Origin of the sequence: Niallia alba, from assembly GCF_012933555.1 — a bacterium.
Taxonomy (GTDB): Bacteria; Bacillota; Bacilli; order Bacillales; family Cytobacillaceae; genus Niallia; species Niallia alba.
On sequence record NZ_JABBPK010000001.1, the window covers coordinates 4,613,237 to 4,629,196 of the forward strand.

General features: G+C 37.8%; 15 protein-coding genes. 7 read left to right on the forward strand and 8 right to left on the reverse strand.

Annotated elements, in window-relative coordinates; translation table 11 throughout:
• The first annotated feature begins 118 nt into the window (after nt 1-118).
• The 4 genes from HHU08_RS21920 to HHU08_RS21935 all read left to right on the forward strand — a co-directional run bounded on the left by HHU08_RS21920 (nt 119) and on the right by HHU08_RS21935 (nt 4,384).
• Nucleotides 119-1,234, forward strand: a complete 1,116-nt coding sequence (locus tag HHU08_RS21920) for an IS4 family transposase (protein WP_169187985.1) — start codon at nt 119-121, stop codon at nt 1,232-1,234.
• Nucleotides 1,235-1,790: 556 nt separating this feature from the next.
• The gene (locus HHU08_RS21925) at nt 1,791-2,243 is read left to right on the forward strand and encodes a CBO0543 family protein (protein ID WP_169189338.1); all 453 of its coding nucleotides are present in this window, start codon (nt 1,791-1,793) and stop codon (nt 2,241-2,243) included.
• Between the two features lie 129 nt (nt 2,244-2,372).
• Complete coding sequence (locus HHU08_RS21930; protein ID WP_016203300.1) at nt 2,373-3,536, forward strand: MFS transporter; 1,164 nt, start codon at nt 2,373-2,375, stop codon at nt 3,534-3,536.
• A gap of 20 nt (nt 3,537-3,556) precedes the next feature.
• Nucleotides 3,557-4,384 carry a MerR family transcriptional regulator gene (locus HHU08_RS21935; RefSeq protein WP_169189339.1) on the forward strand — a complete coding sequence of 276 codons (828 nt, stop codon included), beginning with the start codon at nt 3,557-3,559 and terminating at the stop codon, nt 4,382-4,384.
• A 406-nt stretch (nt 4,385-4,790) separates the two neighbouring features.
• Here the strand turns inward: HHU08_RS21935 and HHU08_RS21940 are convergent, their stop codons facing one another.
• Nucleotides 4,791-4,979, reverse strand: coding sequence for a hypothetical protein (locus tag HHU08_RS21940; protein ID WP_101729787.1), 189 nt, complete (start codon nt 4,977-4,979; stop codon nt 4,791-4,793).
• A gap of 373 nt (nt 4,980-5,352) precedes the next feature.
• Here HHU08_RS21940 and HHU08_RS21945 point away from each other — a divergent pair, with 373 nt between their 5' ends.
• Nucleotides 5,353-5,601: a hypothetical protein gene (locus HHU08_RS21945; protein ID WP_016203303.1), complete on the forward strand. Its 249-nt coding sequence runs from the start codon at nt 5,353-5,355 to the stop codon at nt 5,599-5,601.
• Nucleotides 5,598-5,864 (forward strand): retropepsin-like aspartic protease, encoded by a 267-nt coding sequence (locus HHU08_RS21950; RefSeq protein WP_235678870.1) that lies wholly within the window; start codon nt 5,598-5,600, stop codon nt 5,862-5,864. Before HHU08_RS21945 ends, HHU08_RS21950 begins: the two co-directional genes overlap by 4 nt.
• A 607-nt stretch (nt 5,865-6,471) precedes the next feature.
• Here HHU08_RS21950 and HHU08_RS21955 read toward each other — a convergent pair.
• The 4 genes from HHU08_RS21955 to HHU08_RS21970 form a co-directional block, all read right to left on the reverse strand.
• Nucleotides 6,472-6,972, reverse strand: a complete 501-nt coding sequence (locus HHU08_RS21955; protein WP_016203305.1) for a MarR family winged helix-turn-helix transcriptional regulator — start codon at nt 6,970-6,972, stop codon at nt 6,472-6,474.
• Nucleotides 6,973-7,064: 92 nt separating this feature from the next.
• Complete coding sequence (locus HHU08_RS21960; RefSeq protein WP_407939844.1) at nt 7,065-8,915, reverse strand: ABC transporter ATP-binding protein; 1,851 nt, start codon at nt 8,913-8,915, stop codon at nt 7,065-7,067.
• Nucleotides 8,908-10,665, reverse strand: coding sequence for an ABC transporter ATP-binding protein (locus tag HHU08_RS21965; protein ID WP_169189340.1), 1,758 nt, complete (start codon nt 10,663-10,665; stop codon nt 8,908-8,910). Before HHU08_RS21965 ends, HHU08_RS21960 begins: the two co-directional genes overlap by 8 nt.
• 283 nt (nt 10,666-10,948) lie before the next feature.
• Nucleotides 10,949-11,506 (reverse strand): thioredoxin family protein, encoded by a 558-nt coding sequence (locus HHU08_RS21970; protein ID WP_169189341.1) that lies wholly within the window; start codon nt 11,504-11,506, stop codon nt 10,949-10,951.
• 216 nt (nt 11,507-11,722) lie between these two features.
• Here HHU08_RS21970 and HHU08_RS21975 point away from each other — a divergent pair, with 216 nt between their 5' ends.
• The gene (locus tag HHU08_RS21975; RefSeq protein WP_169189342.1) at nt 11,723-12,793 is read left to right on the forward strand and encodes a hypothetical protein; all 1,071 of its coding nucleotides are present in this window, start codon (nt 11,723-11,725) and stop codon (nt 12,791-12,793) included.
• A 404-nt stretch (nt 12,794-13,197) separates the two neighbouring features.
• On the opposite strand, the gene HHU08_RS21980 is transcribed toward HHU08_RS21975, so the two are convergent.
• The 3 genes from HHU08_RS21980 to HHU08_RS21990 form a co-directional block, all read right to left on the reverse strand.
• Nucleotides 13,198-14,151 carry a nuclease-related domain-containing protein gene (locus HHU08_RS21980; protein WP_016203309.1) on the reverse strand — a complete coding sequence of 318 codons (954 nt, stop codon included), beginning with the start codon at nt 14,149-14,151 and terminating at the stop codon, nt 13,198-13,200.
• 180 nt (nt 14,152-14,331) lie between these two features.
• Complete coding sequence (locus HHU08_RS21985; RefSeq protein ID WP_169189343.1) at nt 14,332-14,640, reverse strand: hypothetical protein; 309 nt, start codon at nt 14,638-14,640, stop codon at nt 14,332-14,334.
• A gap of 450 nt (nt 14,641-15,090) precedes the next feature.
• Nucleotides 15,091-15,933 (reverse strand): aldo/keto reductase, encoded by an 843-nt coding sequence (locus HHU08_RS21990; protein ID WP_016203310.1) that lies wholly within the window; start codon nt 15,931-15,933, stop codon nt 15,091-15,093.
• Between the last annotated feature and the right edge of the window lie 27 nt (nt 15,934-15,960).

Here is a 15,960-nt window from a genome sequence, read left to right on the forward strand (position 1 = left end):
ATTCACTATTAAAAATACTCAAAATGTTCAATATTATTATTTTGCGCAAAGAAAAAGTCCTTTATAATGGATTAGTCAGGTGGTAACCCGTCCAAATCCACTAAAAAAGGACCATCACATGGACAAGATTACACGAAAAACTTCATTTGGACAATGGTTTTCACCTATAAATCTTCAATTATTTGAAGAAAACGTGAAAACGATGAAATTAGATTACTATACGAAAAAATTAACGACAGAGTCATTTCTAAAATTACTACTTTTTGCGCAGCTACAAGAAATTGAAAGTCTGCATGCGCTGGGTGATTGTCTTTTCGATGACCAGCTTCAAAAAGGGATAGACCTTGATTCTATTAGTATTTCTCAGTTGTCACGGCGGTTAAACGGCATAAACCCTGATCTATTTCAAAGGCTTTTCCTTGATTTAGTGTCACAAATTCATGCCAAAACGCATTACACGAAACTCGTGATGCCGTTAAAAATCATTGATTCAAGCACATTGCCACTTAATTTGACCAATCATAAATGGGCTAAATTCCGCAAAACAAAAGCAGGTGTAAAGTTACATTTGCGCCTTGTGTTTATGGAAAAGGGTATATCCTATCCTGAAAAGGCCGTTATGACAACGGCAAAAGAACATGACCGTGGTCAGCTTGAAATCATGGTGGATGACAAGGAATGCATGTATGTGTTTGACCGTGGTTATCTAGACTACGAGCGCTTTGATCGCATGACTGATGATGGCTACTTCTTTCTTTCACGGCTACGCAAAAATGCAGTCATACGGAACGTTTACGATTTTAAGCTACCCAAGGATACAGCTGTTTTATCAGACCAAATGGTGTTGATAGGTACGACTCAAAACCGTGCTGAAAATTACTTTCGGCTTCTAAAAGTGATGGACTCAAAAGGAAATGAACTTCATTTAATTACAAATCGTTTTGATTTAAGCGCCGAAGAAATTTCAGAAATGTATAAATCACGGTGGGCAATTGAGCTGTTTTTTAAATGGATCAAACAACATCTCAGCATCAAAAAGTTCTACGGTCAAAGCGAATGGGCGATTCAAAATCAAGTATTTATCGCACTAATTGTTTTTTGCCTACATGTTCTCGTGCAAATCGAGACCAGAAGCAAGCGAAAAACCTTACAGATTAGCCGTTATCTAAGGGCTGCATTGTGGAAACCAGCGAATGTTTGGCTTCGAAAGATTGAAGGAAAAGCCATCCCTTAAATATGCAAATTGTCGTCGTTGCAAAAGTCTAATTGTAAATAAATTTCCAAATGGATGGGGCCACCTTTGATTGGGTATTTACTTTTTTGCCTCTAAACAGGGAAGGTGAGTAAACTGAAAATTATGACACTATTTATGCAACACTAGTGATATGATTTAATAAAAGAGGATGGCGATTTATTAATCGATTTAATCATCCAAATATCATTGCCAGCTTTTTTTGGCATTTTATATATGAATTTTATGCCTAGAGAAAGAAACAAATTTATTGTCTATTTTGTTTTTTGGGTCGCTTTTTCCGTAGCATACGAGACCTTAGCTGCTTTTGTTGGATATATAAATTATAAGGGCTGAAACTTTTGGTATACTACTTTATTTTATATGTATGCCTGCCTCTTTATGCGCTGGCACTATTGGTTCATACGAAAAGCGATTAAGAATGATTCTATGTCATAGATTGGATACTATTATGAAAGCGCTCGAAATAATGGGGTGCTTTTTATGATTTTAGGAAAGGATAAACAGGTAAAAGACACTATAGATCGGAGTAAAAAGGATGTTATTTCTTTTCGTCACAGTTATCATTTTCAACCTAATTGCTTATTTAATTCCTAAACGTATCAGTCCAATGGTTCTATTGGCTACAACATTGTTTGCCATGTATTTACAACTCATTACAGATGTCTATTTAGGCTTAAAATATCATCTATACGGATATTTCGATAAGGGTGTTAATTGGTCTACTTTAATCTATGCTTTTGGTATATATCCAGCCATTAACGTAGTATTTTTAAATTACTATCCTTATGGGAAAAAAATATATAAACATGCTATCTACATTTTGGGTTGGAGCATATTAGCAATGGGCTATGAAACGCTTTTCATTTGGACTGGAACTTTTTATTTAAATGGTTGGAAACAGTATTATTCTGTGATCGTTTATCCCATTCTTTATATTATTCTAATGGTGTTTCATAAGATCGCAGTAAAATTTATTAAACAGAGTTAGGGGAAAAAGAATTATTTATTTTGTATTTATGACTCTTTTAGCGAAAATAACCATCTCTAGTTGACTCTCCCCTAACAGGAGAGATTACACTTAATATTTGTAGCTAACTACTCAAGGAGATGGCAAATTATGTTGAAACAAAATATTACTTTATCTATCTTACTTATCAATCTATTCATTGCCTTTCTGGGCATTGGTCTTGTTATTCCTGTTACTCCTTCGATTATGAATGAGTTAAATCTTTCCGGTGCTGTTGTTGGTTATATGGTGGCGGCTTTCGCGATTGCCCAGTTGATTGTCTCTCCTATTGCTGGACGCTGGGCAGACCAGTATGGAAGAAAACGAATGATTGTAATCGGGTTGTTTATATTTGGGGCATCTGAAATATTATTCGGGGTTGGAAAAACAGTCAGTGTTCTGTTTATCTCGCGGATGCTTGGCGGGATTAGTGCGGCGTTTATTATGCCTGCTGTTACTGCCTTTATTGCCGACATTACTACATTGGATGCTAGACCTAAGGCACTTGGCTATATGTCTGCTGCTATTTCCACTGGATTTATTATTGGTCCTGGGATTGGTGGATTTTTAGCGGAAATCGGGACTCGTATGCCTTTTTATTTTGCCGGTATTTTAGGTTTTGTTGCTGCTATCCTCTCTTTCTTTGCTTTAAAAGAACCAGAGCAGCGGTCCGAGGAAAAATCAACGAAAGAAGAAAAGGTCGGCTGGCAGCGGATTTTTGCACCGATGTATTTTATTTCTTTTCTAATTATCTTTATTTCATCGTTTGGTTTATCTTCGTTTGAATCATTATTCTCATTATTTGTTGATCATAAATTTGGATTTACGCCGAAGGATATTGCGATTATCATAACAGGTGGGGCAACCGTTGGTGTTATTGCACAAGTAGCTTTATTTGAAAAGCTTACAAAGTGGATGGGCGAAATTCTTTTAATTCGCTACAGTCTTATCTTTTCGACGGTTCTCGTATTAATTTTAACAGTAGTGCACGCTTATTTTCTGATTCTGTTTGTTACGATTATTGTTTTCGTAGGGTTTGATTTAATGAGACCTGCCGTTACTACGTATCTTTCAAAAATTGCTGGAAACGAACAAGGCTTTGTCGGCGGAATGAATTCGATGTTCACAAGCATCGGCAATGTATTCGGTCCGATTATCGGGGGGATATTATTCGATATCGATTTAAATTATCCTTTCTACTTCGCCTCTGTCTTTTTAGCAATTGGAATTGCCTTGACACTTGTTTGGAAACAGCGGTCATTAGCTAATAATTAGTTTGAATGGAGTTGAATAAAATGGAAGAGAAGCTTTACTCCATTGGGGAAGTATCGAAAGTAGCCAATATTACCATTAAAGCACTTCGCCATTATGATAAGATTGGCTTATTTAAGCCAGCTTATGTCGATCCGAAGACCAAATATCGCTACTATCGAGATTCCCAATTATATCGCCTAGATATCATAAAATCACTGATTTCTATCGGCACTCCGCTTAGTCAAATTAAAGAAATTCAAGAGACCGATAACTTGGATTTCGTCGCTTTTTTGAAAAAACAAGAAGACTTGATAACCGAAAAAATAGCTTCTTTACTAGAGACGCAACAATCCATTAGAGAGATCCGAGAGGAATTGCAAAGACAGGAATATCCGTTTGGAGAAATTATTGTGATGGAAAAAGAAGAGCAGCCCATTATTCAAACAAAAGTAAAAAATATTGGGCCGGCGACAATCCTAAATCCTTCCTATAGCAACCTAAAGAAAGCCACAAAAGAAGAATTCCGCAACAATGGGTATGGCTCGATTATTCCTTTCGGACACTATGAAAAAGTAGAAAATATTTCTTATAGTTACCTTTATACACCCGCCCCATTGCGAAAACAGATTTCCAGTCTTTCCAGCGAAGCGGAGCGAGCGATTATCCCTAAGGGGAAATATGTAAGCATCAAAGTAAAATCAAATACGTTCAAAGAATACTTTCAGACATTGCAAAAGTTAATTACCTATGTCGAGGAGCAAAAATTGACGGTGAAAAGCGACATTTATGAAACATTCTCGATCGGACTTTATCATAAGAATGAGGAGTATATTAGTGAGTTTAGTGTGCGGGTTGCTGAGGCTGACTGAAGGTGAAAATAGGATGGGGTAAGTGCTAGGATTAAGTCCGTATAATTGTGCAAAAAGAAAAGAGTCAAATTAATTCCCTTTTGGCAACAATGTTTATCAGCGACGAAAAACAAGTTAGAGGAATCAATTATAACTCATTTACAGTTTACCCAAGATATTTACCTTTTAAAAGAATTTGTTATGAACTCTAATATTAAATCGGTTATTAAATCTTTCATCGTTTTCGTACTTAATAAGATTATGAAGAAAGAACTAGATCATTAACCATCAGCCCTTAATTTAATGGCACTCGGGCACTAATCCGAGCAAGAAAACAATAAATTTAAAACATCTCACCATAAAAAAGTTAGGTCTCGGACCCGACTTTTTCTTTTACTGCTTATTTTCCTTTGGCAAAAATAGCACTTCAAAATCTTCTAAGTCCTCGATACCATCCGATTCCATTTTTTTCAAAAGTTGCTACCAATAACCTTATCCCTTCTTCCACCTTTGCTTGCTCGCTTGGTTGTAAATTTTCTAATACCGATCCCATTATTTGCTGGATTGGCTTTGGGGCTGTTTCTTCGATTATCTTAACCATTTTTTCTGTTAACATAATCTGAACAGATCGCTTGTCTTTGGACCACTGGGGTCAGGATTCTTAGCCTTTTTTTGTGGGGCATTGGTTCCCTGATTAGAAGCAAGAATTGGGCTGTATGATGTGGATGGCTCTTTGGCATTGGTTTATATTTTTAATGTATGATGTGGAAGCTTTTTGTTAACTCTTGTTTGTTTTACTTGGTTTTTGGCGATGGATTACTTGAATGGACCAAAGTTAGGGGATTATCAGCCTAAGTTATGGCTTTATCAGCCAATGTTGCGGCGGTGGCAGCCATTCATTGGCACCCATGTGATGTCTACCACTAGAATAAGACGGAACAATGATATAATATATATGATCTCTAATAAGGAAAGGAGCGCCGAAAGACATGGAATGGAGTGAGGTTCGCAAATTATATCCAAATCAGTATGTCAAACTTAGCATCCTTGAGTTTCACATAGAAGATAATAAAAAAATTGTAACGGATGTCGCATTGATTAATATTATTGAAGATTCTAAATTGGCTACAAAAGAGTTACTTAAATCTAAAGGGAATACCATTGTTTATCATACAGGTTCTGAAAAAATTGTTATTGAATTGAGAACTCCAAGTGGCTTAAGAGGTATGAGATTATGAAGTTAGAATTAGTGAATTGTTTACTTGAAGTGGAAATGACGATTTCTTATAAAGGAAAAACGAAAGTAATAGATAAGCTTATTATTGATACAGGTGCAGCTCATACTCTTATCTCATCCGATATTGTCTTTGACCTTGGTATCTACTTTGAAAATGGAGATCCTTTAGTCAGTGCATACGGTATTGGCGGTGAAGAATATTCTTTTCGAAAACTAGTTGATTTTATAAAAATAGGTACACATGAAATACATGAAATGAAGTAGGATTTTGGAAATTTAGATGACTGGGAGATCAATGGTCTCATAGGGCTTGATATCCTAATGAATGGAAAATTCCTCATTGATTTAGAGAAATTAGAATTACGAATTCCATAGAAGAGTTGCAGATAAAATCGGACAAAAGATCGGTTCATTTAGCCAAATTTATTTTACGATAATTAGGTTACCCTTCCATTTTTGAAGGGGAAAATAATTTAATTTTAAGTGCTACTCTAATTAGGAATCACAAGAACAAAAGAGGTCTTATTCTTAATTTGGAGTACAGAACGGTTTAATAAAAATGGAGAACATAAAAGAGGAATAAAATCTGATTTCTTAAGTAATACGTATTGGCATTTTATTAGAAATACAGTGGAACTATAGACCATATTTAGATACTGCAAGAATGATTACGCATAGCAGATTAAAGGAGATTATACATTAATACCTTATCTCTATTTATTTTTCCCCGCATTTTCATCGGACTGATTAGCTCATCTTTACTAAAAGCATTTGGTTCTTATATTAGCAGGTTATACTATTTCTATCCTTCGTATAATGGTGATTTTTAGCAGGCATTAAAAAAGTCAGGTCTCGGACCCGACTTTTTCTTTTACTGCTTATTTTCCTTTGGCAAAAATAGCACTTCGAAATCTTCTAAGTCATCGATACCATCTGCTTCCATCTTCTTCCCAACAGCTGCTACCAATAACCTCATTCCTTCTTCTACCTTTGCTTGCTCGCTTGGTTGTAAATTTTCTAATACCGATCCCATTATTTGCTGGATTGGCTTAGGTGCTGTTTCTTCGATTATCTTAACCATTTTTTCTGTTAACATAATCTGAACAGATCGCTTGTCTTTCGGATTCGGTTTCTTAATGAGCAACCCTTTTTCTGTTAGTCGTTCCACGATATCTGAAACAGTACTTTGCGTCATACGCAGATTTTGGGTAAGCTGCTTTACGCTAATTTTTTTATTAATAAAGACTTCGAGCATTACACGGGCTTGGGGAGCAGTCACACCATGTCCTTCTGCATGCCTCTGCAGGCTCTTCATTATAAATCGATTCAAGAAGTCGATCGATTCCCAAATGTACGTGGCCCTATCTAACATTTTTTACCCCCTTCTGTAAAAATCAATTGATTCTTACTTTGAAGAAAAACTCGCTAACCTTCTGCGAGTCTTTCTTTTATTTATGGAAATCTTTACGATGCTTCTTCAAACTGGCTATTATAAAGCTCTGCATAGAATCCATTCTTCTCCATTAACTCCTGATGTGTTCCTGCTTCGACAATATCTCCCTCTTTCATCACGAGAATTAAGTCAGCATTTTTGATCGTTGAAAGTCTATGTGCAATGACAAAGGAAGTTTTTCCTTCCGTCAGCTTATCCATTGCTGTTTGAATTAGTAATTCCGTACGCGTATCTACAGAGCTAGTCGCTTCATCTAAAATAAGTAAAGGCGCCATTTTCACCATAGCACGTGCGATAGTGATAAGCTGTTTTTGACCTGCTGATAGGCTCGTCTTGTCATCCAAGATCGTATCATAGCCGTTCGGTAATGTTTGAATGAAGTGATGTAATCCAACTGCTTGGCAGGCAGCTTCCACTTCTTCATCGGATACCCCTTCTCTTGAATAGACGATATTGTCGCGGATAGAACCTTCAAATATCCACGTATCTTGGAGCACCATACAGAAAAGATCGTGTAAAGCCTCTCTTGTCATTTCGTTTGTTGGGATACCATCAATCGTTATCTCGCCATCATTTATTTCATAAAAACGCATAAGCAAATTAATTAACGTTGTTTTTCCCGCTCCAGTCGGTCCTACAATTGCGACTTTCTGTCCAGCATTTACGCGTACAGAGAAATCTTGAATAACCGTTTTATCTTCGCTATAGCCAAAACGTACATGCTTAAATTCTACATCGCCTTTGACATTCGTAAGTTTTTCTTTCTTCTCGTCTTCAGTTGCCAATTCTTCTTCTGATAAGAATTCAAAAACACGTCCACTTGCTGCCGCTGTTGACTGTAGATTTGTCGCTGCTTGTGCAATTTGCTGAAGTGGCTGTGTGAATAAGCGAATATACAACATAAAGGCAACAATTACACCAAATGAAATATTGCCGTTAACTGCAAGCGTTGCACCGACAATACAGACAACTACATAGCCGAAGTTCCCAATAAACATCATTAGTGGCATCATCAGCCCTGACATAAATTGTGATTTCCACGCACTCTCATATAGTCGTGTATTGATGGCAGAAAAGGCATCCTTCGCCTGTTGCTCTCCATTATATGCTTTCACTACATTATGGCCAGAGTAGATTTCCTCAATATGACCATTTAGTTTTCCAAGCTCTTGTTGCTGTTGAGCGAAGTACTTTTGTGATTTCGAAATGATAAAAAACATAAACGCAAACCCAATGAAGGTGGATAGAATAGCTGAAATAGCCATAATCCAGTTTGTATAGAACATCATGATTAAGGAACCTACGAACATCGTAACAGCAGTGATTAAGCTACTAATACTTTGGTTCATCGTCTGTCCAACCATATCGACATCATTTGTGACCCGACTAAGCACATCACCTGTTGTTGTATTATCAAAATATCTTAACGGCAAACGATTGATTTTTACTGAAATATCTCTTCTTAATTGTTTAGAAATTCTTTGTGTCACAGTTGCCATAATATAGCCTTGCACATAGTTAAAAATAAATCCTAAACCATATAGAAAAACCAAAAGAATGGCTACATCATAGACAGCATCAAGATCAATTTCTCCCATCAACCCTGCTGTAATATAATCCGTCATTTTGCTAAGCTGATCAGGACCAATAATACTAAAGATCGCCGCTGCCATGGCAAGGATTAATGCAAAGATAATGATGGGGAAATAGGCCTTACAGTAGACAGCCAGTTCCTTTAAACTTGAAAAATTCATGCCTTTCGCACCTGGAGGGATCGATTTGGCTGGTTGTTTACCCAACTCGTCTGTTTGGGGTTGATTTCGTTTATTTTTGGCTTCTTTTGCATCCGTTTTTTTACCCAATTTCGAGTTCCTCCTTTGATAATTGTGATAAGGCAATTTCTTGATATACCTCACAAGTTGTCATCAGCTCATCATGTGTTCCCATTCCAACTACTTCGCCTTTATCTAATACAAGAATTCGGTCAGCATCTTTAATGGTTCCAATGCGCTGTGCAACTATAATGTTAGTGGCATCGTTTATTTCCTCTTTTAGCTTGGAACGTAGAACACGGTCTGTTTTATAGTCCAATGCGGAAAAGGAATCATCATATAAATAGATTTCCGGATTTTTATAAATAGCACGCGCAATCGATAATCTCTGTTTCTGTCCACCAGAAAGATTTGTTCCACCTTGTGAGATCGTTGCATCATATTGCTGATCCATTTTTTCAATAAAATCCTTCCCTTGAGCAATTTCAACTGCTCGTTGGATGTTCGATTGTTCTACAGATTGCTTAGATTCTTCCCCAAGCGTGACATTGGAAGAAACAGAACCACTGAACATAACTGCTTTTTGCGATACATAACCAATTTTATCTCGTAATGCTTCTAGCTTGTAATCTTTTACATTAAGACCATCAACGAGAATCTCGCCGTCCGTTGCTTCCATAAAGCGTGGTATCAGGTTCAGCAAGGTACTTTTTCCGCTACCAGTAGAACCGATAATCGCTACCGTTTCTCCTTTGGAAGCAGTAAAGCTGATATCTCGAAGAATATAATCACTTGCACCAGGATACTTAAAGCTAACTTGGCGGAATTCAATCTCTCCGATCTTATCTCCAGCCGTTTTCGTACCACTCTTTATTTTCACATCTGTATTTAGCACTTCGTTGATTCGCTTAATCGATACTGCAGCACGAGGAAGCAGCACAAATGTAATGGAAACCATCATAAAGGCCATGATGATTTGCATTGCATAGGAAGAGAAGACAACCATATCCGAGAATATTGGCAAGCGATCTGGCATGGCTGCATTATTAATTAACACAGCACCAATCCAATAGATGGCAAGCGTCATTCCTGACATAATGAGGGAAATGGTTGGCATCATCAAAGCCATGATTCTTGTAGTGAATAAATTCGTATCAGTTAGTTCCTTATTCGCTTTCTCAAACTTATTTTCATGATAGTTGGATGCATTATAAGCATGAGCAACACGAATCCCACTTAAATGCTCTCTTGTTACCATATTAAGATTATCCGTTAATTTCTGGATAATTTTAAATTTAGGAAGGGCAACGATAACAATCGTAGCTATTAACACTAATAGTACTGCAATTGCCACACCAGTAGCAGCGGTCCATTCCCAACTCTTTCCGGTAATTTTCAAGATCCCCCAAACCGCAATAATTGGAGCCTTGATGACAATTTGCAAGCTTAAGATAATCAACATTTGCACTTGTATAATGTCATTTGTAGAACGAGTAATTAAACTAGCCGTAGAAAAACCAGAAAGTTCTTCCATTGAAAAAGATAAAGTTTTATCAAAGACTTTTTTACGCAGACGGTTAGAAAAACCAGCGGCAACTTTTGCGGCAAAGAAAACCGTGATAATGGAAGCCACCATACTTCCCACCGCACAAAGGATCATAAATCCACCTTGTGTTAAAACGTCACTTAGCTCACTTCCCTCTGTCTGTACAAGTCTAGTTATTTCAGCCATATAATCCGGAAGCTTCAAATCAAGCCATACTTGTAAAATAATAAAGACTAATGCACATGAAATGAACATCCAGTCCTTTTTTTGAAAGTTTTTAAAAATGTTTAACATGAATCCATTCCTCCTCCTGCAGCCAAACATCCTACCGGTTGCAGTTCTTGTTTGACCTGTTGCTTTCATTGTGTTCGAACTAATGGATTCTTATTCTATAAAAGGATCCATGTGTTGCTTAGTTTCTGAAAATTAAAATACATCGAACAAGATACATCGTATCCGATATATCGTATGCGATTATATTAATGATTTTAAGGTTGGTTGTCAAACAAAAACATTTACCAGGTTTGGAAGGAGGTGCAAAAATAAACAGCCCCCTGATTTAGAGGCTGTTATCGATTTATTTAATAATCTCTTGTAATCTGCTCTTAAAGCTCTCATACACATATGCCCAAATAGCTGGGTCCGTGCGATACTTTGTTTGTAACTGGGTATAAAACTCTTTTTGCTTTTCATCAAATGTTGGATCCTCTTTTGCTGGAAGCTTAGCGCGACCCTCTGTTACCATTGCTTGTACTTCTGGTGCACGAGGTCCCCATTTACCAATTAGTTCCCCTTGTTCATTCAAAATAAGCACCATTGGAATTGCTCTGCCGCCGTTTGTCAAATGACGATCAATTAAATCCGTATCCGCATCCCGTAATGCCACATGCATCGGTAGACCAGCAGCTTCGACTACTTTGCGGAGAACAGGATTAATCACCATCGCATCGCCACACCAATCTTCTGTAATTGTTAAGAAGTGCAATTTTTGCTGCTTTAATTCCTCCGCAAATCCATCTTGTGGTAAGGTGAAGTTTTCATATACTTCATAACTTTCCTCTTTTAATGTACTCATATTCTCCATATATACTTGAATCGTTGAACCTTCTTCAAAATATTGTTGTTCCGTTTTCATTTATGTACACACTCCTTTTTTTGTAAGCCTTCTCTATTATTTTACTATTTATCTGCTTTTCATTCTATTTATTGGATTGGGGATAAAGTAAAACTTCCATTAGGGGGAAGTCTTACTGACCATTAAGAGTGGAATAAATTTCTTTTTCTGATAGTTGATTGTATAGAGCTTTGTTACAATGATTTTAAGAATATACTTAAAGATTGGAGTTATGGCATGAAGAAATTTCTTTCTACGCTCGGTATGGCTTTGATTGGGGGAGTGTTTGGCGCTACACTTACGCTTGCTATTTTATCACAAGAATGGAGTATCACTAATTTCCTTATCGGCGTCATTTGTTTAATCTTATTTTATGTAATACATATTATTTTACATGAAGCTGGACATCTTATTTTTGGAAAATTAACTGGCTATTCGTTTGTTTCATTTCGCGTTTTTTCTTGGACAATCGTTGCAACTAAGGATGGCTTGAAATGGAAAAAGCTGCATGTGCCAGGTACGTTAGGTCAATGTTTAATGGCACCACCACCGTATGTGGAAGGAAAATTTCCATTTAAGCTGTATTTATGCGGTGGCGTAATCATCAATTTTCTCAGTAGTGCAGTAGTTGGTGGCATTGCTTGGATAGTAAGTAGCGATGCTTTTCCCCTGCCTGTAACTCTTTTCGTTCTCATCGGGCTCTTTATCGGGGTAACCAATATTATCCCCTATGGCTTTAACGATGGAATGTCGTTAAAAATGGCTTGGAGTAAAGAAAAGAAACAATGGCAACTCTACTCCCAATTCTATGTCTATGCCCAAACTTCTAAAGGTGTTTTGTATCAAGAATTGCCAGAAGAATTATTTAACCTACCAGATGGCGATGATGGCAGTGACTATTTTTCGCAGTGGACATTATGCATACAGCAAGTTCTAGCAATGGAACGCTTAGATTTTGAAGAGGCAAAAAGAATTAATGATATGCTGTGGGCAAGAAAAGACGCGCTTATCTCCCTTTTCCGAGTAGAAGTGGCAAAAGAGCGATTATTTTTATTGACTGTCCTAGAAGGCGATATGGAAGAAATTCGTTCCATTTATCAGAACAAAGAAATTAAACGATTTTTAGCCATTAAGCAAATGAGCAACAAACGAATTGCCGCTGCTTATGAATTGTATGTGAACGGAGACCAGGATAAAGTAGCCGCACTTTGTGAAGAAGGGGCTAAGCTGGAGAAAAGTAATCCAAATGCGACTGATATTGTGTTGGAGAAGCGGTTGATGGCGGTTTTGTTGGGGGAGAAGTTGTAAGGTGGAATTTTTGGGTGGTGGTTGGCTGATTTCGGCCCGGGGTTGGCTGATATATTTCTACTTTGGCTGATTTCGGCTCGGGGTTGGCTGATATATTTCTACTTTGGCTGATTTCGGCCCGGGGTTGGCTGATATATTCCTGCTTTGGCTGATTTCGGCTCGGGATTGGCTGATATATTTCTACTTTGGCTGATTTCGGCCCGGGGTTGGCTGATATATTTCTACTTTGGCTGATTTCGGCCCGGGGTTGGCTGATATATTTCTACTTTGGCTGATTTCGGCCCGGGGTTGGCTGATATATTTCTACTTTGGCTGATTCCTCCTCCATTTCGGTCAATATTCGGTGGATAATGAGCACAGTTTCATTCTCTACTCATCATCCATTCGAATATTTATTTAATTACTTACGGTTTATGATACTTTCTCCCTTTGTTTTCTCCTTTACTTGGCAAATTCATTCTTACTAGCATCTTTGCAGCTGTCTCACGTGAAGAAACGTTGGCAAATTTGCGGAATTCCTTATTTGTAATAGTGGCTTTTATTAATAAAAGGTAATCGGTCACAGTTTGGTGATGCGCATCTTTGTCATATGTGTTGCAGTGAGGACAGAACCATTTGCGTTTTTGGCGTATCATTGCAAATTTTTCGCAAGATGGGCATTGTACACCTGTGATGAGGTCGCTTGGTTGAACTCCGTATTTTTTTAATAAATCGACGGTTTCTGGAGTGTTATTTTTCAAGAGGTTTTTTGCTGCTTTGCGAAGCAACTTGATATCAACAATGGAAGCCCTTCTATATTTCGCGACGAGCTTATCCCATTTTTCTGAAAAACTGTGGCTGTGAATGACTACGTCTTTAATGGATGGATCTCCTTTTATAATAGTGGAGGGATTGCTGAAAATTACGATGAATTCGATGGGGAGTGGTGGGAGATTATGCTGTTTGAAGTATGTTAGTAATTGACGCTGGTGTCTTTTTGCTTGGGAAATTGGATTAGAAAAACCTTCTACCTTTTCATCTCCTGTTCGAATCATTTGATTAAAGTTGGAGTCGATTTCCACTTCTCCGTAATAGTTTTTGCATTCGACAATAAGAGCGAATCGTTGGGTGAGGATGAGGTAGTCGATCTGAAAATGGTTTTTTCCATCGTAAAGGCGAAGATTATGGATAATGAGGCAATCCTTTTCTGGTAAAAATTGTAGATGATACTTCATTTCTTTCTCGCCATTATAACCAGTAAGCAGTTTCCTTAAGTCTTTCATTACATTCGGTCTTAGTTTATGCGTTTCTTTTAACCTTTTAATGAGTATTTCTGTAGATTTTAATCTATCACTCTTGCAAACTTCGTTTAAAAACAAATTACCACTTCCTTTCTCTTTTTCTATTTCAGTTATTCTATTTTATTGCTTGGAATTCCTTTTTGTGGGGGAAGGAATTGGGTTTGGCTGATATATCTGTAGTTTGGCTGATATATCCATACTTTGGCTGATTTCCTCCCTAGTTTGGCTGATATAACCATGCTTTGGCTGATTTCCTCTCTAGTTTGGCTGATATATCCATGCTTTGGCTGATTTCCTCTCTAGTTTGGCTGATATAACCATACTTTGGCTGATTTCCTCCCTAGTTTGGCTGATATAACCATGCTTTGGCTGATTTCCTCTCTTGTTTGGCTGATATATCCATGCTTTGGCTGATTTCCTCTCTTGTTTGGCTGATATATCTGTACTTTGGCTGATTTCCTCTCTAGTTTGGCTGATATAACCATGCTTTGGCTGATTTCCTCTCTTGTTTGGCTGATATATCCATGCTTTGGCTGATTTCCTCCCTAGTTTGGCTGATATATCCATACTTTGGCTGATTTCCTCCCTAGTTTGGCTGATATATCCATGCTTTGGCTGATTTCCTCCCTAGTTTGGCTGATATATCCATGCTTTGGCTGATTTCCTCTCTAGTTTGGCTGATATAACCATACTTTGGCTGATTTCCTCCCTAGTTTGGCTGATATATCCATACTTTGGCTGATTTCCTCTCTAGTTTGGCTGATATATCCATGCTTTGGCTGATTTCCTCTCTAGTTTGGCTGATATATCCATGCTTTGGCTGATTTCCTCTCTAGTTTGGCTGATATATCCATGCTTTGGCTGATTTCCTCCCTAGTTTGGCTGATATAACAATGCTTTGGCTGATTTCCCCCATGCTCTAGCTAATTCCCACCAAACTCCGCCCAAATACATAACCATTTTCCCGCGAATACCCTCAACTACCGCCCAATTCCCCACTCCTTAAGTCAGCCTACCTCAAAACTCCTCATAAACAGCTGGATCTTGATCGGCAATCCGGCCATCTGCACGAGTAAGACTAGAAATTTTGTTCATTTCTTCTTCGGTCAGTGTAAAATCGAATATTTCTAAGTTTTCTCGTTGGCGTTGTGGGGAGCTTGATTTTGGAATTGGCAATGCTCCTAGTTGGGTGTGCCATCTGAGGATGACTTGGGATATTGATTTTCCGTGTGCTTCTGCTATTTGTTGAATGGTTTCGTTTTCTAATACATTGTTTGCTCGGCCGAGTGGGCTCCATGATTCGGTTACGATGCCGTTTTCTTTGTCGTAGGCTAGTTGTTCTTTTTGTGAAAAAAATGGGTGTAGTTCTACTTGGTTAATACTTGGCAGTACGCCAGTTTCTTTTTTCAAGCGTTCGAGATGCTCTGGTAGGAAATTGCATACGCCAATAGAGCGGATGAGACCCCATTTTTTTGCGTCAATTAATGCTTGCCATGCTTCTACGTATAAATCTGTTTTGGGATTTGGCCAGTGAATAAGAAATAAGTCGTAATAATCTAACTTTGTGCGGTAAAGTGATTCTTGGATGGTGTAGAGTGCTTTGTCGTACTGGTGGTGTCGACCTGGAAGTTTGGAAGTTATGAATAACTGTTCTCTGCTTACTGTGCTGCGGCGAACAGCTTCTCCTAGTGCTCCTTCGTTTTCGTAATTGAAAGCAGAATCTAGTAAACGATAGCCCGTATCAATCGCTGAGGTTATTGCCTGAACGCCAGACGCTCCTCGTAAATTATAGGTACCAAGGCCAATTGCAGGAATAACAAGACCATCATTAAGTGTGATTTGTGGAATCGTTGTAGACATGAATGATTTCCTCCTTCTCTAAATTAG

Excerpts from the sequence above, each read along its gene's own strand:
- HHU08_RS21920 (WP_169187985.1), top strand. The coding sequence starts at position 119 with ATGGACAAGATTACACGAAAAACTTCATTTGGACAATGGTTTTCACCT.
- HHU08_RS21940 (WP_101729787.1), bottom strand. The coding sequence starts at position 4,979 with ATGTTAACAGAAAAAATGGTTAAGATAATCGAAGAAACAGCCCCAAAG.
- HHU08_RS21945 (WP_016203303.1), top strand. The coding sequence starts at position 5,353 with ATGGAATGGAGTGAGGTTCGCAAATTATATCCAAATCAGTATGTCAAA.
- HHU08_RS21975 (WP_169189342.1), top strand. The coding sequence starts at position 11,723 with ATGAAGAAATTTCTTTCTACGCTCGGTATGGCTTTGATTGGGGGAGTG.
- HHU08_RS21970 (WP_169189341.1), bottom strand. The coding sequence starts at position 11,506 with ATGAAAACGGAACAACAATATTTTGAAGAAGGTTCAACGATTCAAGTA.
- HHU08_RS21990 (WP_016203310.1), bottom strand. The coding sequence starts at position 15,933 with ATGTCTACAACGATTCCACAAATCACACTTAATGATGGTCTTGTTATT.
- HHU08_RS21955 (WP_016203305.1), bottom strand. The coding sequence starts at position 6,972 with ATGTTAGATAGGGCCACGTACATTTGGGAATCGATCGACTTCTTGAAT.
- HHU08_RS21935 (WP_169189339.1), top strand. The coding sequence starts at position 3,557 with ATGGAAGAGAAGCTTTACTCCATTGGGGAAGTATCGAAAGTAGCCAAT.
- HHU08_RS21985 (WP_169189343.1), bottom strand. The coding sequence starts at position 14,640 with ATGGATATATCAGCCAAACTAGGGAGGAAATCAGCCAAAGCATGGATA.
- HHU08_RS21925 (WP_169189338.1), top strand. The coding sequence starts at position 1,791 with ATGTTATTTCTTTTCGTCACAGTTATCATTTTCAACCTAATTGCTTAT.
- HHU08_RS21965 (WP_169189340.1), bottom strand. The coding sequence starts at position 10,665 with ATGTTAAACATTTTTAAAAACTTTCAAAAAAAGGACTGGATGTTCATT.
- HHU08_RS21950 (WP_235678870.1), top strand. The coding sequence starts at position 5,598 with ATGAAGTTAGAATTAGTGAATTGTTTACTTGAAGTGGAAATGACGATT.
- HHU08_RS21930 (WP_016203300.1), top strand. The coding sequence starts at position 2,373 with ATGTTGAAACAAAATATTACTTTATCTATCTTACTTATCAATCTATTC.